Origin of the sequence: Bradyrhizobium sp. WSM3983 (genome assembly GCF_000473045.1) — a bacterium.
GTDB lineage: Bacteria > Pseudomonadota > Alphaproteobacteria > Rhizobiales > Xanthobacteraceae > Bradyrhizobium.
The window spans coordinates 73,290-92,592 of the sequence record NZ_AXAY01000035.1 but is presented as its reverse complement, the minus strand read 5'-3'; the positions used below and the strand labels follow the sequence as shown (position 1 = coordinate 92,592).

Annotated in this window: 18 protein-coding genes; 6 read left to right on the top strand and 12 right to left on the bottom strand. The window is 60.3% G+C overall.

The features are described 5' to 3' along the window. Nucleotides 1-115: 115 nt before the first annotated feature. From YUA_RS0135220 to YUA_RS0135200, 5 genes are read right to left on the bottom strand one after another with little or no spacing between them, the layout of a single operon-like run. Nucleotides 116-979, bottom strand: coding sequence for an SIR2 family protein (locus YUA_RS0135220; protein WP_027534886.1), 864 nt, complete (start codon nucleotides 977-979; stop codon nucleotides 116-118). After that, nucleotides 976-1,200 carry a putative nitrogen fixation protein NifT gene (gene nifT, locus YUA_RS0135215; RefSeq protein ID WP_027534885.1) on the bottom strand — a complete coding sequence of 75 codons (225 nt, stop codon included), beginning with the start codon at nucleotides 1,198-1,200 and terminating at the stop codon, nucleotides 976-978. The genes YUA_RS0135220 and nifT overlap by 4 nt, the downstream gene beginning before the upstream one ends. Before the next feature lie 17 nt (nucleotides 1,201-1,217). Next, complete coding sequence (gene nifS / locus YUA_RS0135210) at nucleotides 1,218-2,387, bottom strand: cysteine desulfurase NifS (RefSeq protein WP_256375399.1); 1,170 nt, start codon at nucleotides 2,385-2,387, stop codon at nucleotides 1,218-1,220. Between the two features lie 11 nt (nucleotides 2,388-2,398). After that, the gene (locus tag YUA_RS0135205; protein WP_027534883.1) at nucleotides 2,399-2,689 is read right to left on the bottom strand and encodes a NifU family protein; all 291 of its coding nucleotides are present in this window, start codon (nucleotides 2,687-2,689) and stop codon (nucleotides 2,399-2,401) included. A gap of 15 nt (nucleotides 2,690-2,704) precedes the next feature. Then, entirely contained in the window at nucleotides 2,705-3,019 is a 315-nt protein-coding gene (locus YUA_RS0135200; RefSeq protein ID WP_027534882.1) for an iron-sulfur cluster assembly accessory protein, read from the bottom strand. 276 nt (nucleotides 3,020-3,295) lie between these two features. On the opposite strand from YUA_RS0135200, the gene YUA_RS0135195 reads away from it, so the two are divergent. The 3 genes from YUA_RS0135195 (at nucleotide 3,296) to hemN (ending at nucleotide 6,799) form a co-directional block, all read left to right on the top strand. Further along, complete coding sequence (locus YUA_RS0135195) at nucleotides 3,296-3,886, top strand: hypothetical protein (protein ID WP_027534881.1); 591 nt, start codon at nucleotides 3,296-3,298, stop codon at nucleotides 3,884-3,886. A gap of 604 nt (nucleotides 3,887-4,490) precedes the next feature. Continuing rightward, the gene (locus YUA_RS46020) at nucleotides 4,491-5,363 is read left to right on the top strand and encodes a xanthine dehydrogenase (protein WP_051383543.1); all 873 of its coding nucleotides are present in this window, start codon (nucleotides 4,491-4,493) and stop codon (nucleotides 5,361-5,363) included. A gap of 101 nt (nucleotides 5,364-5,464) precedes the next feature. Beyond that, nucleotides 5,465-6,799 carry an oxygen-independent coproporphyrinogen III oxidase gene (gene hemN / locus YUA_RS0135185; RefSeq protein ID WP_027534880.1) on the top strand — a complete coding sequence of 445 codons (1,335 nt, stop codon included), beginning with the start codon at nucleotides 5,465-5,467 and terminating at the stop codon, nucleotides 6,797-6,799. Between the two features lie 529 nt (nucleotides 6,800-7,328). Here the strand turns inward: hemN and YUA_RS0135180 are convergent. Further along, nucleotides 7,329-9,131, bottom strand: coding sequence for an ABC transporter ATP-binding protein (locus tag YUA_RS0135180; RefSeq protein WP_027534879.1), 1,803 nt, complete (start codon nucleotides 9,129-9,131; stop codon nucleotides 7,329-7,331). Between the two features lie 996 nt (nucleotides 9,132-10,127). Between YUA_RS0135180 and YUA_RS0135175 the strand changes: the two genes are divergently transcribed. The 3 genes from YUA_RS0135175 (at nucleotide 10,128) to YUA_RS0135155 (ending at nucleotide 14,241) form a co-directional block, all read left to right on the top strand. Continuing rightward, nucleotides 10,128-10,418 (top strand): hypothetical protein, encoded by a 291-nt coding sequence (locus YUA_RS0135175; RefSeq protein WP_027534878.1) that lies wholly within the window; start codon nucleotides 10,128-10,130, stop codon nucleotides 10,416-10,418. 1,040 nt (nucleotides 10,419-11,458) lie between these two features. Continuing rightward, nucleotides 11,459-12,376: a TauD/TfdA family dioxygenase gene (locus YUA_RS0135160; RefSeq protein ID WP_027534877.1), complete on the top strand. Its 918-nt coding sequence runs from the start codon at nucleotides 11,459-11,461 to the stop codon at nucleotides 12,374-12,376. A gap of 176 nt (nucleotides 12,377-12,552) precedes the next feature. Beyond that, nucleotides 12,553-14,241: a carbohydrate porin gene (locus YUA_RS0135155; protein ID WP_245285339.1), complete on the top strand. Its 1,689-nt coding sequence runs from the start codon at nucleotides 12,553-12,555 to the stop codon at nucleotides 14,239-14,241. Between the two features lie 507 nt (nucleotides 14,242-14,748). On the opposite strand, the gene fdxB is transcribed toward YUA_RS0135155, so the two are convergent. From fdxB to nifE, 6 genes are read right to left on the bottom strand one after another with little or no spacing between them, the layout of a single operon-like run. Next, nucleotides 14,749-15,048: a ferredoxin III, nif-specific gene (gene fdxB, locus YUA_RS0135150; protein ID WP_027534875.1), complete on the bottom strand. Its 300-nt coding sequence runs from the start codon at nucleotides 15,046-15,048 to the stop codon at nucleotides 14,749-14,751. 12 nt (nucleotides 15,049-15,060) lie between these two features. Next, nucleotides 15,061-15,261 (bottom strand): CCE_0567 family metalloprotein, encoded by a 201-nt coding sequence (locus tag YUA_RS0135145; protein ID WP_027534874.1) that lies wholly within the window; start codon nucleotides 15,259-15,261, stop codon nucleotides 15,061-15,063. A 9-nt stretch (nucleotides 15,262-15,270) separates the two neighbouring features. Beyond that, nucleotides 15,271-15,741: a NifX-associated nitrogen fixation protein gene (locus YUA_RS0135140; RefSeq protein WP_027534873.1), complete on the bottom strand. Its 471-nt coding sequence runs from the start codon at nucleotides 15,739-15,741 to the stop codon at nucleotides 15,271-15,273. A 7-nt stretch (nucleotides 15,742-15,748) separates the two neighbouring features. Beyond that, complete coding sequence (gene nifX / locus YUA_RS0135135) at nucleotides 15,749-16,144, bottom strand: nitrogen fixation protein NifX (protein ID WP_027534872.1); 396 nt, start codon at nucleotides 16,142-16,144, stop codon at nucleotides 15,749-15,751. Then, nucleotides 16,141-17,544 (bottom strand): nitrogenase iron-molybdenum cofactor biosynthesis protein NifN, encoded by a 1,404-nt coding sequence (nifN, locus tag YUA_RS0135130; protein ID WP_027534871.1) that lies wholly within the window; start codon nucleotides 17,542-17,544, stop codon nucleotides 16,141-16,143. Before nifN ends, nifX begins: the two co-directional genes overlap by 4 nt. A 9-nt stretch (nucleotides 17,545-17,553) precedes the next feature. Further along, a complete protein-coding gene (nifE, locus tag YUA_RS0135125; RefSeq protein WP_027534870.1) occupies nucleotides 17,554-19,224 on the bottom strand; it encodes a nitrogenase iron-molybdenum cofactor biosynthesis protein NifE in 1,671 nt (556 codons plus the stop codon). Nucleotides 19,225-19,303 lie beyond the last annotated feature (79 nt).

The following is a 19,303-nucleotide window of genomic DNA, read 5'->3' as shown; positions in this document are numbered from 1 at the left end:
TTGCCACGCCCGTCCATCAATGCGCTCCCGCTCAGCGGCACCGGTACTCTTTACCGTAGTCGAACGGTTGCCACGGGCTGGGCAGAGGCGAGCCGGCTTCGGTTTGACAGCGCCTCTAATTGGCCAGCAAGATCTCCACGGCGCGCGGGAGCGCCACCGCAAGCGGGATCAAGCCTTGGTCGAGCAGGAAGCTCCGCTCGTTTCGCGAGAGCACGTCCGGTTCGACAAGTGCGTAATGAACGTTTGCCGAGCGCTTCGTGATCTGCCGCGCATAAATGCGCAAGAGCTGATCGTCAAACCGACAGCCGATGAAAAGAAAGCTCCGCCCAATCCGCCGCTGCTTGACTACTTCCGGAATCGGCGTCTGGATATCGATCTCGGTCAGCACCTCGACATAATCGGCGTCGGAGATCAGGAAGTTTCTTGCCGGCAGCACTCCGCCATGCGGCTTGTAGAGGACCATGGTCCAGTTGCCGGCGGCCACGGAATCGGCTTCGTTGCCATCGGCATCGTAGAAACGATACCAGCGAAGCTCGCCGATGCTAGCGCGGGTGATGCCCTGGACCTCGCCCCATCCGTCACGCGCGCCAAGCGCCGCACGCATCGCGCCATCATACCAAGTATCGACGATCATCGGTAAGCGTAACGTAGCGAGATGACGATGCAAGGCCGTCGGCTCGACCGGTGCAGCAAACGCCTGAGCCATCAATCCCGTCACCGTGGACCGATGCTTGTTGCTCTCGATATACTGTGCCGCAGCCCAGGCATTGCCACGGGCCCGGCGCGGCAGCGCGACCTTGGTGCCGAAGAAGGTTGCCAGCGCATCCGGTGTCCGTGGCACGTCAGGCTTGGACAACTCGGCGACGCCGGGTCCGAGGTAGGGAACAATGCTACCGTTCCGCAGTCTGGCCGCGACATTGGCGAGCAAAGTGTCTGCATCCGTCCCCTCGAGAAAGCTGATTTGCGGTATTGCGTTCATCGTTCATCGCCGTTCCCGCCAAGCCTTTTCGCATTGATCGTGATCGGCAGCGGCGTATCGCTCGCCAGTTCGGGCAAATACAGCACCCATCCATTCGTTAATCTGATCCAACCGCCCCACAGCGTCTCGTGCTCGGATTCGACGATCTGCTCTTCAATATCCTTCTTCGGCACGTAAATCGACAGGCCCGCCTCAGGAGAGCGGCGGATCATGATTTTCATGAGATCAACTCCAGGGATTACGCGTTGCTGGCTGGATTAGCGAACTCGAGGGACATGCCACGCAGACGAGCCAGGATGTCGGACAGCGCGCGCACGACCTGGTCGATCTCTTCAGCGGTGGTTTCATGGGACAGGGAAAAGCGAACCGCGCCGCGCAGGCTGCTCGCCGGCACATGCATGGCGCGCAGTACATGCGAGGGCTCCATCGCGCCTGAGCTACAGGCCGATCCGATCGACGCGGCAATGCCGCCGCGATTGAGGTGATGGACGATCGCTTCGCCTTCAAGATGCTCGAAGGCGATATTGGCTGTATTCCACAGTCGGTTACAGTGGTCGCCAAGGACCTTGCAGTGACCGTTCTGCAAGATCGACTGCTCCAGACGATCGCGCAGCGCAGCAACACGAACGGGCTCTCGGTCGAGCCGCTCTGCAGCAAGCTCTGCCGCTTTTCCGAGGCCGACGATGCTGGGAACGTTCTCAGTTCCGCCGCGGCGACGGCGTTCCTGGCCTCCGCCCCAGATCAGCCGCCTGAATTTCGTGCCCTTGCGCAAATAAAGCGCGCCGATCCCCTTGGGTCCGTGCAGCTTGTGTCCGGACATCGACAGCATGTCGATATTGCTGACCTTCAGGTCGATAGGTACCCTGCCGACGGCCTGCACGGCATCGGTATGAAACAGCGCGCCACAGGCGCGCGTCCATCCGGCCAGACGTTCCACCGGGAAGATCGTGCCGGTCTCGTTGTTGGCCCACATCACCGATGCAATCGCCGTACGCGGTCCAAGCGCCGACCGAAACGCCTCACAGTCGAGCCGGCCGCGCGAATCCACCGCGATCAGATGAACCTTGACACCGGCTTTGGCCAACTGTTCGACCAGCGCCAGGATCGCCTGATGCTCGACCGAGGTGGTGACGATCTCGTCCCGGCCCTCCTGCGTCGCAATCGCCGAGGCAATGGCGGCATTGTTGGATTCCGTTGCGCCAGAGGTGAAGACGATCTCATCATCGTGGGCAGCCCCAACTAGCGCCTGGACATTGCGGCGTGCCTGCCGCATCGCGCCCGCGACCTGCCTGCCAAAGGCATGGGCTGACGAGGCATTGCCGAACTGCTCAGTGAAGAACGGCAACATGGCTTGCACGACCGACGGGTCCGTTCGGGTCGTCGCATTGTTGTCGAGATAAACCGCCACTGAAGCCTTGCTCAATATGGCGCCGTGGGGGCGCCGGCAACCGGGATCAGGCGAACGAATTCGCCGAGCTTTTCGATCAACCGCGCCTGAATGCCCTCGAGCGTCGCAGCTGACAGCTTGCAGAGCACGCAGGCCCCGGTCAGCTTGACCATGATCTTGGTGCCGTCGATCGCAACCAGCTGACAGTCACCACCGTCGCGTTTCAGATTGGATCGGATCTCCTCGATCACAGCGCGAATCACTTGGTCCCGGTCCACCTCGGCGGCGGGCAGTTGTTTTGGATGCTTGGTTTCGGCCAGCATGCTTGTGATCTCTTTCTAGCTGAAGGATTTGCCGCACGAGCAGCTCGCCTTGGCGTTCGGGTTGTCGAAGGTAAATCCCGAGCCCTCCTGCGCCAGCACGAAGTCGATGGTGGTGCCGGCGAGATATTTGTGGCTGTCGTTGTCAACGAACAACTTGATCCCGTCGCGCTCGATCACGGTATCGTCGGATTTCGTCTCATTGGCCAAGCCCATGATGTACTTGAAGCCGGCACAGCCGCCGGACTCAACCGTAATGCGCAAGCCGCTCGCTCCCGATGTTGAGATCACGCCCCTGACCGCATTCAGTGCGTTATCTGTCAAATTGATCATGGCTCACCCTTTCACCTGCGTGGCTCGGCTGACTGCAAGTTGGCAATTCGCATGCCAGCGCACACGCGCCTGATAAGGCTGCCTTTTCGCTTCCCGCCTGTTGGCTTTGCGACCCGTGTCGGCTTTCCGACCATGCTGCTTCCGGATTGAAGCGCGCTCGTCGCGTTTCTTCAGCGGTTACAGAGATGAAGCGCAGTGCCGGGGTCGGCAAGCAATTTGCATTCCGTGTTGTGCCGGTCGACGGCCGGTGATGAGCTTAGATCGAGGACACTTTTCATGACTGCAATCGAGAACACCGCACTCGGCCGACTGGACAAGGAGGGACGACTTCTCAACGCTGTTCTCAAGAGCAAGACGACCAGGCCGGGCCGATTCGGTTTTCGTGGCGATATCGCGTTAAAGTTCCAGGCCCAGCTCGCGGACGAGAAGCGGCCGCCGGATTATTCAATCGAGCAGGTCTTGACGGTTGCGCAGGACGGCGAAAGCACGATCCCGGTGCTGGCCGGTTATCTGCACTCATTGGCCTATCTCAACGACGTCGGCAGCGTTCTGGACGGCGCGCTGCGGCCCGACGGGCGCTACTTCATGTTCTGCAACAATATAGATCTGCTGGCGAAATATCGGACCAAGGTCGGCGACATCACCTTTCACATCCTCCCGTGCGATGAATCGACCGTCTGGAAAGAGATGATGGACCTGGCCGGGCTCGACAAGAACGACTTCAAGAAATTCGATGCAGGCGGCAAGCTGGATTACCTGCTCGACGCAGCCACGGCTCTCGATGTCTCCTATGAGGAGATCCCTTACGAAGTCGGGCTGAAGCGAATGGGGCCCGTGAAGAATCGCAACCAGAACCGACCGGTCTGAGCAGTGACTTTGGATCTCGCCAAAACGGCCTGCCCGACGAGTCGCACCGCCACCAGATGTCGCCGTCCATTTCCATCGCCGTGATGAGCGTGAGCCGCGCGCGTTGCAGCGCCATCAACGCAGCGCGCGTGCGGCGCTCGATGCGAATCTTCCGAGCCACGCATCAGCCAGATGCTGTCGCGACGAGGAACTGCAGGCTCGCACTCCGAATTGATGGGGATCCCAACCTAGAAAAGAAACGCTTACCCCAGCACACCGCAAAGGATGGACGACAGCCTGCGGCTGTCGTCCTCGTCAACGACCACGAGATGGAAATTCATGCGCCTAGGCGCACTGCGGGCGCTCGAACCGACGAGCAACGTGGATGCGTTCGGGCCTTCTACAGGACGTGCTTTTCCAAACAGGTCTGCGGCTCTGCAACAAGCCATACGTTTGCTTTGGGACAGAACTCACGCTGAACGGTCCTGCTGTCATTCGCGATACTAGTGCTCAGGCGCCTGTTGATTGGCGCGGCTCTTGCTCCCGTGTCTCACCGTAATCACGCAGCCTAACTGGTTGTCCGGCAGCGTTTGCTGCAGCGAGGACACTTCGCTTCGAGGTCTGAATGTCTCCAGGAACTGATCACCAGGGTCGACTGTTCGCGATTATCCTCGGCACCAATGAGATTGCATCCGCGATCGCCGTCCAGCTTGCACGCGGCGGAACTTGCGTGGTGCTGTCGCACGATCCCGATCCGCCTGTGATCCGGCGCAGGATGGCTTTCCATGACGCGCTGTTCGCCGGGATCGCACAGGTCGAAGATATTGTGGGTGAGCGCCTCGACGAGGCCATGCAGGTGCTTAGGGTGCTACGCGGGGACGCTAGCCGAGGAAGACGGGTGATCGTCTCCCGTCTCGGCCTTGTCGACCTGCTGCCGATCCGCCGTATCGATGTGCTGATCGATGCGCGTCTGCAGAAGCGCCGGATCAGGCCCGACCTGCGGCGGCTCGCGGGACTGACAATAGGTCTGGGCCCCGGCTTCTCCGGAAGCTCGAACTGCGATGTCGCAATCGAAACCCGGCCCGGCAGGATCGGCCTGGTCCAGCGAGACGGGTGGACGGACGCGGCTGACGGAATTGCGAGCCGGCTCGGTGATCTCGGCGCGGAACGTTTTGTCTATTCCAGCTTCGTTGGTACCTGGCGAACATCGATCGCAATTGGAACGCATGTCGAGAAGGACCTCGTGCTCGGTCATCACTCCGGCGTACCCATCATGGCGCCGCGCAATGGGGTACTGCGCGGCATCATCCGTGACGGGACCGAGGTTCCTTCCGGGGTCAAGCTGCTCGAGATCGACCCGCGCGGCATACTGGCGCAATGGACCGGCATCGACGACCGCGGTCGGGCAATCGCCAACGCGACGTTAAGTGCGGTCCTTCGAGGTTCGGCGCCGCGGTTCGGCCTGGTCATTGAAGCGGAGATGTCGGGACAAGCGTAACAGGCCGCCCTACCGGCCGCCTCAAACGCGTCACTCTGCCTTTTGGAGAGGGCCAAAAATCCGCTCCGCACGGTCGGGTGAGCTAGCATGGAGCAGGAACGTTGCAGACCTCCATCCTCAAAAGGCATTACGATGCCCGCCTGCCTTGGTACACCATCTATCCAACCGTACCGGAGTTCTCGGCGGCGGTCGGCGCCAGGGATTGTGAGGAATGGCTGAAGCGCCTGCCGACGGATGAGGCCGTGTCGCTCTATATCCACGTTCCGTTCTGCCGGTCGATCTGCTGGTATTGCGGCTTTCCGAGGAGCAGCACTGGCCGGGATGCGCCGATCCTCAACTATCTGGAGGTACTGCGTGAGGAGACCAATCTGGTGGCGGCGAAAGCGCCGGATGCGCTGCCCGTGAGCGATGTGCATTTCGGCGGCGGAACGCCGACCCTCATTGCGCCAGCCGAGTTCCTGGCCCTGATGGAATTCCTGCGCCGCCGGTTTAGCTTCAGGCAATCAGCTGCGGTCGCCGTCGAGATTGACCCTCGCACGTTCACAGTCGAAATGGCCGAAACCCTCGGAGCAGCCGGCGTCAACCGCGCGAGTCTAGGTGTGCAGAGCTTCGATCCGGTCGTTCAAAAAGCCATCAACCGGACCCAGAGTGAAGCGGAAACGGCGGCGGCCATCGAAGCTCTTAGCCGCAATGGAATAACCCGCATCAACTTCGACCTCATTTATGGTCTGCCAAAACAGACGGTGCAGTCCTGCATACGGACCGCCGAGACGGCGGTGGCGATGCGCCCCGACCGCCTTGCAGTCTTCGGTTACGCGCATGTTCCCTCCTTCAAGAAAAATCAGCGTCTGATCGAGGAGACCGCGCTGCCGGACACGCTTGCCCGTGCCGAACAGGCTGCGGCCGTGGCCGGCACGCTGGTTGCTGCCGGCTACCGCCAAATCGGGCTCGACCATTTCGCCTTGCCGGACGACGAACTCACGCTGGCGCAGAAAACCGGTCGCTTGCGACGTAACTCGTTGGGGTACTCGGCTGATACGCGTCAAACCGTTATCGGCCTCGGCGCCTCGGCCATCGGCCGTGTCGGCCACGGCTATGTGCTGAACGAGGTTGCAACGGGTTCCTACACGCGAGACATCCGAGCTGGCCGTCTGGCGACGTCAAAGGGCTATCCTCTCTGCAACGAAGACCGCGTTCGGGCCGCGATCATCGAGCGGCTGATGTGCGACCTGGAGGCTGATGTTCCGGCAATTTGTGCGGCCTTTGGCTTTGATCCGGTTCCCCTGCTCGATTCAGCTGAACGCTTGCCGATGCTCGCCGAAGACGGGGTCGTGGATATCGAAAGCGGCTTCATCCGCGTGAGGCAGGAGCACCGCTTCTTGCTTCGCGCTGTCGCTGCGGCATTTGACACTTATCTCGACCGCTCACCCTACTAACTCATGCGGCCGACATTTGTGGAAGACAACCACTAGCAACCGCCGCCGTGGTGGGTTGCTTCGTGCAAGTGGGCTGGGTTCGAAACTCAGCTGGGTCATCAATCCGGTGAGACTTGCGATGATCGCCCTGGCTCTCGGCTGGGCATCGCCTTCCCGCCCGCGCGTTCGCCAGTGACTTACGCGCGCCGCTCTGACACCAGAACACTCGGCCGCTTGCCAAACTGAACACGCTCCCAATACAGGCAAGCACCCGTCCGCGAAGATTCTTCGACAAGCGGTTTCGCCATGCCCGCGGGCGTCCCATCGCGAGCCGCTTTCATCTCCAAACCGCTGATCTGGAGCACATCCCGACGATTCAGGCAGCCGGGTTTATCCTTACATCGGCGAAACAGCTGTCTTTGCGCGAATACGCGAGTTTCGTGAAGCTCAACTCGAGACGATCACGATACCAGCATCGCGGCGATTTTGCGGTTCCGCTAAACAAAGCCAGCGACGTCGCATTGAGATATCAATTCTATAATCCCTGCGGCTAGCCTGCCCGCGAGATATGGCTGAACTCGGTGACCTGTCTCTCGAACAGGCCGCGATAGATTCCGCCGGGCCTCTTGGTCAGTGTAAGATGCGTGCCTTGCTCGACGATCTGGCCGCGGTCGAACACCAGGATACGGTCGAGGCCGCGCACCGTCGACAGCCGGTGCGCGATCACGATCGAGGTCCGTCCCTTCATCAGGCGCTCCATTGCCTGCTGGATCAGCGCTTCCGACTCCGAATCGAGGCTCGCGGTCGCCTCGTCCAGGATCAGCACCGGCGCATTGGCCAGGAACGCGCGCGCCAGCGCCACGCGCTGCCGCTCGCCGCCAGAGAGCTTGACGCCGCGTTCGCCGACCAGGGTGCCGTAGCCCTTGGGAAGGCGCAGGATGAAGTCGTGCGCGTTGGCAAGCCGCGCTGCCTGCTCGATTGCCTTCAGGCCGGCGCCGGGCTGGCCGTAGGCGATGTTCTCGGAAAGCGAGCGGTGGAACAGCATCGGCTCCTGCTGCACGATCGCGATCTGGCTGCGCAGCGATTGCTGCGTGACTAGCGCGATATCCTGTCCGTCGATCAGCACGCGGCCGCCAGAGACGTCGTAGAGCCGTTGCACCAGCTTGACGAATGTGGTCTTGCCGGAGCCGGAGCGGCCGACCAGGCCGACGCGCTCGCCGGCGCGGATGCAGACCGACAACCCCTCATAGAGTGGCGCGCAATGGTCGCCATAGTGGAAGGTGACGTCGTCGAACGCGATCTCGCCGCCCTCGATCAGGATCGGCCCCGCATCCGGTGCATCCTCGATCCCGTTCGGTACGTCATGGATCGCAACCAGCTCCTCCATATCGTTGACTGACCGCTGCAGGATGTTGATGTGCATGCCGACGTCACGCAAATAGGCGTGGATGACGTAATAGCTTGTCAACACATAAGTGACGTCGCCGGGCGAGGCATACCCCGACATCCATAGCAGCACCGAGACCCCGATCACCGACGTGCGCAGGCCCAGCAGCAGCAGGTGCTGCGATATCGCGCTGCAATTGTAGCGCAGCCAGCTCCGCCGCACGCGCACCCGCCAGCGGTTGATGACGCGGGCGAGCCGGGCATTCTCACGCGCGTCCGCGCCGAACGATTTTACCACCGCATTGCAGGTCAGCGCATCCGCGAGCGTACCGCCGATCTTTGAGTCGCAGGCATTGGCGACACGGGCAGCAGGCGTGATGTAGCGCGTCGAGAACAGCGCGGTCATCACGACGTAGAGCACCCCGCCCAGCGCGATCACCACGCCGAGCGAGGTCCAGCGCACCCCTAGCAGGATCATCGAGCCGAGCAGCACGCTGAATGAGGGCAGCAGCACCATCATGATGGTGTTGTTGATCTGTTCGACAGCCCACATGCCGCGCGTGATATCACGCACGGTCGAGCCGGCGAAAGAGTTGGCGTGCCACTCGGTCGAGAAGCGCTGAACGCGCATGAATGCCTCGCACGCTACGTCCGACATCGTCTTGAGCGTGAATGGTACGATCCCTTGCAGACCGACCAGGCGCAAGATGATCGACGCCAAGCCGAGAGCGACGATGCTTGCGAAGGCAACCAGCACCGCGCGTCGCGTCGCCTGGTCGTAAGGGCCTGACGTCAATGCGTCGATGAGATGGCCGGAGTAGACGGGCATGAACAGGTCGACCGCCGCTGCGCCAACAAAGCCAATGACCACGATGGCGGCCCGGTAGGGCTCGAGCAGCCAACGACGCAAGACGAACGGAATCACCGCGCGCATCGCACTCCGACGTTTATCAGCTGGGGCGCTCATAGCTCAATCCGGCCATGCTCACCGCGCAAGCTGGCTCGTACCGAATTACCCGCAGCGTCGCAAAGGCGCGAGAGATCGCCGGTCCTCGGTCGGTACCCCTTCGCGGAGCGAGACGCTCGACGCCAACAGCCCAAGTTGGTCGGACCCGGAAGCCTGGCATTCTTGGCCGACCGGGAACGCCCCGCCTCTTCCACCATACGGCTTCGGCATTTTCTCACACATAGCGTCTTGCTCGCGGCAAGACCTCTCCTTCGAGGGATCGCAGAGATCGGAAAGCAGGGCATCGCGCGCCTGCTCGGCAATCGCGACCGAACATCCATCATGCCTTTGTGTGATAAAACAACGATCGCGCTTGGAGTAACCCTTGTCGTTGCAGACGGCCAGTCAACATGCCCATCAGGCTCGTTCGCGCGCACAGACCTCAATTGCATTCCGATTTCCTCGACGCATGACATGCGCAGCGTCATGCCGCCACGATTGCCATATGTGCGCCGAAACGATCAATTGCTAAGGTTAGTAGTTGACTGGGGCGCAAGGCGTTCCTTCCGGTGCCCGTAACGCGGTTGTTACAGGCTCTGAGTGAGCACATCCCGTCATCTAGACGAACCCCGGACGTCTTGATTGGCGCCGCCTCGTCGGCGGTAAATTGCGGACAGGCGCCTTCTCGATCGTGCGTCGGAGGACAGGGCTGGCCCGAGCCATCGGAACGCCTCTAGTCTGAGGGTCAGATTCTGAAAGTCCTCAACCCTTTCAGACAAGAGGCGGCCGTGCAAATTCTCCTCGCATGTCACAATGCGTACGCTTCTCTCTTTCTCACCTCGAATACCGCAGGGTACGCTGTAGGTTTCCTAGCGACGGGCTTACGAGGCGTCGCAATACCCTGCGCGCCATTTTTGGATTCGCCGGTCAAGCACCACATTTCATTCGGCAAGCAATTTGCATCGCGTATCGCGCCACCGAAACGGAGGCATTGTCTTAGGTAGAGGGATCATTCTCATGACTGCAGCCAAGCATTACGCCACCAAGCCGCTGGAGATCGAGGCGCTCCTCCTGATCGCTCGATGCGAAGGTGCGGCCACAAAGCCGCGCGACTTCGAAGCTCACGGCGGGTTGAATTCGACGTCCCATCACGAGCGAGACACGGTCATGGGACTATTCAGCCAAGAACCGAACAGCGAGAGTCGCCAGCGCACCCCATTTGCGAAGCTGGCGTGGTCCATTCTCAGCCGCCTCACCGATCCAATCCTGTCATGGGAGCCAATTCATCCGCTCCATCTCATACTCTAAAGCGCATTGTCAGGCGGCCAGCTAAATCGCCGCCCGTCCCCAGCTAGCCTCTCGGTCTCGGGGACAGGAAGATGCAGAACTGCTGCACCGCCTGATGAAGTCCAGCTTTGCAGGCCTTTCGTCCCAGCGAGCTTGGATCGGTCCAGACTGGCGGAGGTAACCAGATTGACCGATTCCAGGAAGGCCCGCACGGGGCTCCGCCGTGCGGGCTTTTTATTCTCAGTTGTATCGGGCGTCGTTCGCGAGCGGCGGTATGGGCCACGTCGCCACCCAATAGAAACCACATCGCAATTCGATTTCGCTCGCACAAGCGGCCGGTTGTGGCGTGCCAACAACCCGCATTGTCGCAAGTCGCACCCATTACGCTCCGAACCGACGTCGCTTTGGCTGGTGTTGTACATCATCCAACGGCCGGGGCCAGAAAGACATCCGGACCATCAAAAGCTGGATCTGCCATTCTTTGTGCGGCGTCTGCATGATCCGGCTCACCGCTGCATGCATTTGACCTTCTCGCCAAGGAACGGCACGGAATCGAGATACACCCTTGGTGTCAGCAATGCTTGCTCGTGGTACTCGCTCCACACGCACGTAGCGACGACCATATTGCTGAGAATGGCGCACTGTATCGCTACTTGCGCCAATCGCACATCGTCAAACACCAGCGGCGACGCAATACAATTAGATCCTCAGCTCTTCTACCGCCACGGCTGCTGAGACATGACCCATGGGGATACAAGGGGTCTGACGCGCAGCATTCCCTCGTCAATCTCGCATGAACGTGGATAGGCCTAGGTCAACTACCAGTCTTTGTAATTGTCCGAGGTGACCGGGCATGTCAAACGGCCGGAAAATGAGAAAATGAGACGTCGTGCAGGTCGATCGTGGTCTCGTTGTTATCGCGTGAAACGCGCAGCAACGGGTCCATTCGCAGCGGCAATTGATAACGCTGCATGTGCCGTCCGATTCTGCGACTTACTCATTCGCGTCCCAGCCCAAAAGGTTGGTTTTGCGAACAGATGCGCTTTCAGGAGAATGACAGCATGACCAAGATATCCTCGATCGACAGTATCATTCCGCAAGCCGACATCGCAAAGCGCGCGGCGCGGATCGGCGCTGAAATCAGGAACATCAAGCTGTCGGGCGATTTGCCGGCGGAGACGATTACCGCGATCAACAGCCTGCTGCTCGAGCACAAGGTTCTCTTCTTTCGCGATCAGGGCCATCTCGACAACGCAGAGCAGGAGCGCCTTGCCCTTCGTTTCGGAACGCTTATGGCGTATCCGATACTCGGTGCCATCGAGGGAACGGTATCGATGATCGAGCTTGATTCCGCGCGCCCCCCTCGCCGAGCCGACCTCTGGCACAGCGACGGGACCTTCTTCGAGGCTTATCCTAAAATCGCGGTCCTGCGAGGCGTTGTGATCCCACAATTTGGCGGCGATACGATCTGGTCAAACACCGCGGCCGCCTATCTGGACCTCTCCGCGCCGCTGCAACGGCTTGCCGACGAACTCTGGGCGGTTCACAGCAATGCGTTCGACTACTCCGTCATGGCCAACAGCGAGGCCGACAAAAAGCATCTCGACGAGGTGTTCGCCAGGACGGTGTATGAGACCGAGCATCCCGTCGTGCGTGTCCATCCCGAAACCGGAGAACGCGCGCTGGTGCTCGGCGATGTGGTGCAACGCTTGGTTGGCATCCCGAAATATGACGGCCAGAAGCTATTCACCCTTTTCCAGTGCCATATCACCGCGCCCGAAAACACCGTGCGGTGGAGTTGGAAGGTGGGCGATGTGGCGATCTGGGACAACCGCGCCACGCAACATTATGCGGTCAGGGATTACGGCGACCAGCGTCGTGTCGTTCGCCGTGCCACCGTCGCTGGCGAGGTGCCCGTCAGCACGGATGGTCGATTGAGCTCGATGCGCATAAAGGCCGCCAAGGAGCCGTCCGCTTAGGTCGCTTAAGGCTCCCCAGAGACGTCAAAGATCCCGCCGACGCAGTCTCTTCCGCTCGTTTGCTCTTACAGCATCCACGAGCGTGGTCCGCTGTCGGCATTGAACAATGTCCAGTCCCGGCGCCTGCAGCGATGATCTCATCTCCGACCGCGATCTCCCCTTGCTCATGGACGTCCATGTCGCGCTTTCTGACGCAGCAGCTTCCGGGCGTTGCGCGTGAGCTACGGACCAATCTGGTCGGCGCACACTTTATCAAGGCCAGCAACAAGGAGGGGAAACTCACGTCGCATGCGAGCGTGGCGATGACGGTTCGCACTCGCTCGGCTGCGGCTCCGGTCTTCAGCACTCGATCAACTATGTCGCAAACCGGGCTTGCCGTCGCCGTATCCTGTGCGGCGAGTCTTGTCTGCAGCACGGCCTTGGAAGGAGCTGAGAAAACATCAAACACCCGGAGCGAGGCGCCGGATGAGGCTCCTGGACCAGCAATTCAAAAGCAGAGCGGCGCGACCATCAGTGTCCGAAGCCATCAGCTCAAACGAACAGCGCCTCTCGCCGGCCGCTCGGCGGCGGCTCAACCGATCAATGCCCCTGCGTCGAGGCACGATCGTCCGGACAAAGCTGCTACGACCAGGCCCCCAGAGAAGATAGACCCCTTCGCGAAGTTCGATAACCTGCGTGAGAAAGGCATTTGGCTCAATATACCCGGGCCTGCGGATACGATCGATCAGGACAAGGTTGGGGTTAGATCTGCGCTGGCGGATCTCGGGATCGGCTATGTGGGCTGGACACAAAACAGCTTGATTGATAACCGAATGCCGAATGCATCCAAGAGCACCACGTTCAATCAGCGGTATATCGGCGAGAGTCCGACATTCAGTACGGTAAATTCCATGATCGTGACCTACGATCTCGGCCGATTTGGAATTCCTGATGGTCAGATAACCGTAGGGGCCGAGCAACAATATTGGACCTGGAAGCCTGCGGGGCCAGATCGGGTGGGAATCAATACAATCGCCTATTACCAGACGTTCTTCGACAGGAAGCTCGAACTCAAGATGGGTTACCTCCGAAATCATGACGAATTCTTGGGAATGAATCCGTTCGGGCCGACGCCAATCATCTTGTCCCAAGCTGGAATGAGCAACAATTCCGCGCCGACGCCGGCTCTCAACGTGAAGTACAATCTTGACGACCGCCTCTACACCAAGATTTCGATCCAGCGATCGCTCAGTCCGGATGGACAATTGGTGCACATGACCGAAAATCCCACCGGCTTGAACTGGCGCACGGCCAATGCCGGCATTTTGTTGCTTGATGAATTTGGATATAAGAACAAGGCGGCTGTGGGATCGCCCGAGACCTGGTTGCGGGCCGGAATCGGTTTCAACGACAGCCGCTATCCGCACTTGGCATATCCGATCCAACCGAGAGCCAACGCAAACAGCGCTTATTACGTGGCCGTGGACAGGCAGTTTTGGCAATCTGATGCCCAGGGCTCGCCAGCTCGGGGGATCTATGGTGGGTTCTCCGCCATGTACGCTCCGTCTGACGTCAACAAGGTCAGCCGCTATCTCGAGCTTCGTCTTTATGCGAAAGGACTATTTAGCAGCCGGCCCGGTGATCAGATTGCCATTGCTGCCACCAACATCGCTTGGAGCCATTTTGCAGTCGATGCGGCCCTGGCTAGAGGCGATCTCGTCCATCGCGATAGCACGGCGATCCGGGGAAGATACACCGCACGGCTGGCGCCAGGGGTTTATGCAACCCTGGGCCTGCTATACATCAATAATCCGACAGCCATTACCTACACACGCCAAACCGGACATGCCCTGAACGTCTTGGTGTCGACATCCGTATTCTTCTAAGTCCGTTGGTGGATTCTGCCGCGAGTACCACGCCAGGGGCAACTGCCGAGTTCTGAGCGCGAGCTGCGCAAGGACTCCGCCGTCGCCAGGCCACCGCGAGCTTCAGTCCGAGCATCGAGTGGTCCCGCTCCTAAATGCGGCGGCACGAGGACCACGGCGGTGATGCCATCCACGCCGCGCGCGGAGATACCATCCATTGTCCCATGCGCTTAGCAAACCCTTCCTTGGGGCAAGTCCTGGCCAGCCTTCTCGCCCGAACATTGATCGCTCCAACATGAAGTGAGCGTACCTTTACGGACCGGACATCGTCATCAGGTCTCCGTCAAGGGAGACGGGCATGTTCGTGTGTTCGGATGCTCATCGAAGCGGGCCTAGCTACTGTCCGCGGCTTTCGCCAAATTGCGCCACCGAACACGCAGCATGAATTTGCAGCCGCCGAAATTCTTTCGACCACGGCTCCGCACCGAGCGTCCGTCCTTGTCCTCCACAGACGAACGGAGCCGGCCGTCAAGCCCCTTCTGCCGCGGCGGCCGCGTGAGTCTGGCAGCTGGTCGGACAGACCCGGGCGCAGGCGCCGCAGCCGATACAGGCACCCTCATCATTCATCACCATGATTTTCTTTTCGATCTCATCGTCCTCGTCGCTGTCAAGCTCAACAAGATCGCCCTCCTCGTTGATCCCTTTCAATATCATGACATGGCGACCACAGACCTTGAAGCAGCGTCCGCATCCGATGCATTTTCCGGAATCGATCGAGACGAGATAATCGGGCATCCAGCCGCGGCCGTCGCGCGTTGCAAATGACATGCTTGTATACCCTTAGGCCCTTTCCTGCGCTTTGAGATCCTCGCGCTTTTTCTCGAGCTCGGCAAACGCTTCATGTGCTCTTTGCGCCACCGCCATGATCGAGTGCCAGTTGAGCGGGAGCTCCTCTGACAGGTCGTGCAGATCCATCTTGGCCTGCGTCGCCTTGGCTGACAGCTTCTTGATGTCTGCCTTCAGCCTTTCAAGTTCGCTCATGTCCCGCCCTCAGTAATTCGCCGCGTCCGGAAACTTCTGGATCATCCCGATCCCGTCTGCGACATATTTGTCACCCTCGGCGGCGAGCTTCGCAAGATTTTCGAACCCGAAGCGATGCACATCGCGCAGCTGTTTGTTAACTGCGATCAGGCGGCCTCCGATCAGCACCATGCGGCCAAAGCCTTCATGATGCATCTTCAGCATCGGCTGGATCATCACGCCGGTTGCCTTCTCGATCGAGAGCGCGACCGCATTGAAGAACAACTCGACGCGCCATACCGTGTCTGGATCTGGATCGCCCACGATCGGCAGCGCGTGCCGCTTGTCCTTGTCCAAGATATAGGGCTCGAGCAAGTCGAGATCGCGCTTGCCCTCCCATGTCCCATGGCTGTCCTCAGCGCGCCAGATCTTGACCAGCTGCTTGACGAACGGCGCATCGAGAGCAGTATCGGGTTGCCTCGCTTTGGCGGCCTCAGTCATGTGACCCTCATTCCTCGAAATCGAACGTGCGCTCCCCGGCCTTCGCCAGGGCCTTGCGGATCCAGGGGGGCGGCGTGCCCTTCAGCATCCGTTGGAGCTTCACGAGCAGATCGAGGATGTTCTCGGGCTTGTCCACCTTGATGGGGTGGATTTTATTCGCCACCACCCGCGCCGCACCGGAGCCGCCGATGGCAACGACATAGAGGATGGCGCAATCCCTGATCGCCTCGATCTTGGGCGCGAGCTTATCCTCGTTGCCGTCTTCCCTGAGATCGCCGTCGAACTGCACCGCCTTCAGAAAGACGTGCCCGTCCGGCCCGACATCGTAGATGACAATGTTCTTGGCCCAGCCGAAATGCGCATCGACGCGCCTCAGGTCCTGGGTAGCGAATGCGACTTTCATGCAATCGAGCTCTCTGTTGCGTCGGTGTAGCTGCGTCCGGACTTGAGAGGCGGCGTTGAGGTCCGCCAGCTATTGGGGCAGGGCTGATGATTTTCCTCGCGGTCGGCGATGAGAAGGTTGGCGATCTGGAAGATCAAATCGCGCGTGCCGCGATACCCAACGGACAGCTGGTGTCCTGCGCCAACGCGGTCGAACATCGGAAATCCCGCGCGATGAAACGGGATCTTCAGCCGTGCCGCCGCTTGGCGGCCGTGCGAATGCGTGATCAACAGATCGCAATTCTGTCTCCGAGCTCGCTCTTCGAGGTCCTCGAGATCGCCGATCAGCACCTCGTCGGTCCTTATCCGCTCCAGCACCGGCGAGGGCGTGGTCGTCACAGCCGCCGTGACCTGCGCGCCCATGTCGTGCAGCATGCTGGACAGGTCAAACAGGAGGTCAGGCTCTGCACCGATCGCGAGCTTACGGCCGCCGATATGGAAATGAGCGTCCAGCATCGCATCGGCGAGCTGCCCGCGCTGACGCCGATACTTTGGTGGCACAGGGCGGCCGCTGATCTCGCTCAAGAAAGCGATGAATTCATCGCTGGGGATGAGGCCGCACAATCGCTCGAACAGGCGAAACGGCACCCCGGTCCTGGTCTGCATGGCCTCTGCCGCCCGCCGCATCTGCGCACCGATGGCAATGGTCCAGCCGGACTGGCCCATGCTGGCAATTTCCTCAATGCCGATGCCGCCGATGGCCGTTGACGTAAACTCCTTGGGGATATGCCCGTCCAGCGATCCCGCAAGGTCAGGCAGGAAGCTTGGCTTTAGCCCGAAATCCTCCAGAATCGTCCTGACCTCATCGAGGTCGGCGGGCGTCAGGTGACATCCGGGAAGGACATTCACCCGCGCGGGATCGCGCTCTGCCTCGATAGTCGGAGCGCTTACAAGCACCTCGACCATGCGCGCCACTGCCTTTTCCCAGCCGTCCTGAAAAGCATCCTTGAAATCGGGCGTCGAGACATGGACCAAAGGAAATGTGGCGAGTTGCGGATGCTTCTTGCGGATAAGCTTGATGGTACCGTCGATATCGTCGCCGTTCGTTTCCGTTACCCCGGTCGAGCAGATCCCGATGATTTCCGCCTTGGTTCGATTGTGGATGTTGAGGATGGCCTGCTCGATATTTTCATACCCGCCGAGCACGGTTGTCACCTCGCTCATCGCGGTGGTCTGCAGCGGGACCGGCTCCTTGAAATGCCGCACGAACAGCGTGAGCCCAAACGAAGTGCAGCCTTGCGAGCCGTGCAGAACCGGCATCGCCCCGCGCAGGCCCATGAACGCGAATGCGCCACCGATGGGCTGGCTCATCTTCAGCGGGTTGACCGTGCAGGCCTTGCATCGCGTGCTGACGATAGCCATGGCGCCGTCCTATTCCGCGGCCTGCTGCATGGCAGGCGGCTGGGAGACCGACATCACCTTAAGGATGTCCTGGATCCGGCTCCTGCAGCAACCGCCGAACGCGTTGGTGTGTTGTCTGACAGAATCGACGCTGGTCAGACCGTGCAAGCGAATTGCATCTTCGATCGTGCCGCGATCAACCGTGTTGCAGAGACAGACCCTTTTTGCGCGGCGGCTTACCTCCAAAAGCGCAGGGGTCTCGGCCCCCTGCCCATCCGCCTGCGCGAGGACCATGGCGTTGAGGTGGCCATCCTTGGCGATCCCGTCCCATGGGGCCGGCCGGCGCAGCTGCTCCCACATCGGGTTGAACAGCGCCTTGTCGATCTCCTCGACCAGCTTCACGATCCCCAAATAGCCCATATAGGCATGAGAGCGCTCCTGGTTGATGTCGAGCCAGGGCATCGCCGCCTTCAGTGCGACGAATTGCGACTTGCCGCCGGAGAGCATGATGTCCGCTTTTGCTCCCTTCAGCATCTTGTAGATGTCGCGTGGCGCCATGTCGTCGATCATATGGGCGTCCTGCCCCATTCGCTGCTTGATGCGCTCCTTGTCGTCTTTTGTGGATTTTTTGACGCTGGTGCCAACCAGCTCAAGGCCGGCCTCCTGCAATGCGGCCAGCACGGACCAGGATTTCACGCCACCTGTGATGAGGAGTGCTCTCTTTCCGGCCAGGCGGCACCTGTAGGATCCGATTGCGGCCCACGCGCGCGCCTCCTCCCGCGCTATGACCACCTCGGTACGGCCGATCAGATCTTCCGGGGCCCCGCGCGCGACCAAGACGCGTGCAATGTTGCGCAGGGCATCGCTGGAGTCCTGGATACCGTAGAACGAGCCTTCGAAGAACGGGATGCCGTAGCGCTCCTGCATTTTGCGCGCGACATTGATCATCGACTTCGAACATACCAGCATGGCGGCGCGCGCCCGATGCGATGAGGCAACTTCACGATATTTGCCATCCCCGGAAATGCAGGAGAGGATGCGGATGCCCAGCTCGTCCAACAGCGGCTTGACCTGCCACAATTCGCCCGACAGGTTGTATTCGCCGATCAGGTTAATGTCGCAGGGCGTGGTGTAGTCCGGCTCTTCGGTGCCGATGACATGATCAAGCAATGCTTGCCCCGCAAGCTTGTTGCCGAGATTTTTCGAACCTACGAAGCCTGGCGAATTGACCGGAATTACAGGCTTGCCGAGCTTCCGAGAAGCCGCCTTGCAGACGGCATTGATGTCGTCGCCGATCATGGCAGGAATGCAGGTCTGATAGACAAAGATAGCCGCCGGATTGTATTTCTCCAAGATCTCCCTGATTGCCTTGTAAAGTCGCTTCTCGCCGCCGAACACGATATCGGTTTCGTTCATGTCAGTGGTGAAGCCGGTGCGCCAGATGCTGGCACCGGACGAAACTGCACCGCGGTTGTCCCAGGAATTGCCCTCACAGGCGATGGGTCCATGCACCAGATGGGCCACGTCGGTAAAGGGCTGCAGCGCGATCTTGGCGCCGTCGAAGGCGCAACCGCCGGCCGCGCTGCCCGGCTTAGGTTGCTTGGTGCAGCCCTTCTTGCGGTCAGCCTCCGACTTGTCGGCGTTTTTGGCGCAGCCCGGCTCGTTGAAGACGTCCAGGATTCTGGCCGAAAGCGAACTCATCGGTCTCTCCTCTCAATCGCGATTATGTGAAAAAGCGGCCCCTTCTTCGCTCAGCCATCGCCGATGTCTGCTGGCGATG

What these genes read in the sequence shown, in the direction of transcription:
- YUA_RS0135180 (WP_027534879.1), bottom strand. Translation starts at nt 9,131, where the DNA reads ATGAGCGCCCCAGCTGATAAACGTCGGAGTGCGATGCGCGCGGTGATT.
- YUA_RS0135155 (WP_245285339.1), top strand. Translation starts at nt 12,553, where the DNA reads ATGTCGCGCTTTCTGACGCAGCAGCTTCCGGGCGTTGCGCGTGAGCTA.
- nifN (WP_027534871.1), bottom strand. Translation starts at nt 17,544, where the DNA reads ATGGCTATCGTCAGCACGCGATGCAAGGCCTGCACGGTCAACCCGCTG.
- YUA_RS0135200 (WP_027534882.1), bottom strand. Translation starts at nt 3,019, where the DNA reads ATGATCAATTTGACAGATAACGCACTGAATGCGGTCAGGGGCGTGATC.
- YUA_RS0135145 (WP_027534874.1), bottom strand. Translation starts at nt 15,261, where the DNA reads ATGAGCGAACTTGAAAGGCTGAAGGCAGACATCAAGAAGCTGTCAGCC.
- YUA_RS0135140 (WP_027534873.1), bottom strand. Translation starts at nt 15,741, where the DNA reads ATGACTGAGGCCGCCAAAGCGAGGCAACCCGATACTGCTCTCGATGCG.
- YUA_RS0135205 (WP_027534883.1), bottom strand. Translation starts at nt 2,689, where the DNA reads ATGCTGGCCGAAACCAAGCATCCAAAACAACTGCCCGCCGCCGAGGTG.
- fdxB (WP_027534875.1), bottom strand. Translation starts at nt 15,048, where the DNA reads ATGTCATTTGCAACGCGCGACGGCCGCGGCTGGATGCCCGATTATCTC.
- nifT (WP_027534885.1), bottom strand. Translation starts at nt 1,200, where the DNA reads ATGAAAATCATGATCCGCCGCTCTCCTGAGGCGGGCCTGTCGATTTAC.
- YUA_RS0135195 (WP_027534881.1), top strand. Translation starts at nt 3,296, where the DNA reads ATGACTGCAATCGAGAACACCGCACTCGGCCGACTGGACAAGGAGGGA.
- nifX (WP_027534872.1), bottom strand. Translation starts at nt 16,144, where the DNA reads ATGAAAGTCGCATTCGCTACCCAGGACCTGAGGCGCGTCGATGCGCAT.
- YUA_RS46020 (WP_051383543.1), top strand. Translation starts at nt 4,491, where the DNA reads ATGTCTCCAGGAACTGATCACCAGGGTCGACTGTTCGCGATTATCCTC.
- YUA_RS0135220 (WP_027534886.1), bottom strand. Translation starts at nt 979, where the DNA reads ATGAACGCAATACCGCAAATCAGCTTTCTCGAGGGGACGGATGCAGAC.
- nifE (WP_027534870.1), bottom strand. Translation starts at nt 19,224, where the DNA reads ATGAGTTCGCTTTCGGCCAGAATCCTGGACGTCTTCAACGAGCCGGGC.
- YUA_RS0135175 (WP_027534878.1), top strand. Translation starts at nt 10,128, where the DNA reads ATGACTGCAGCCAAGCATTACGCCACCAAGCCGCTGGAGATCGAGGCG.
- YUA_RS0135160 (WP_027534877.1), top strand. Translation starts at nt 11,459, where the DNA reads ATGACCAAGATATCCTCGATCGACAGTATCATTCCGCAAGCCGACATC.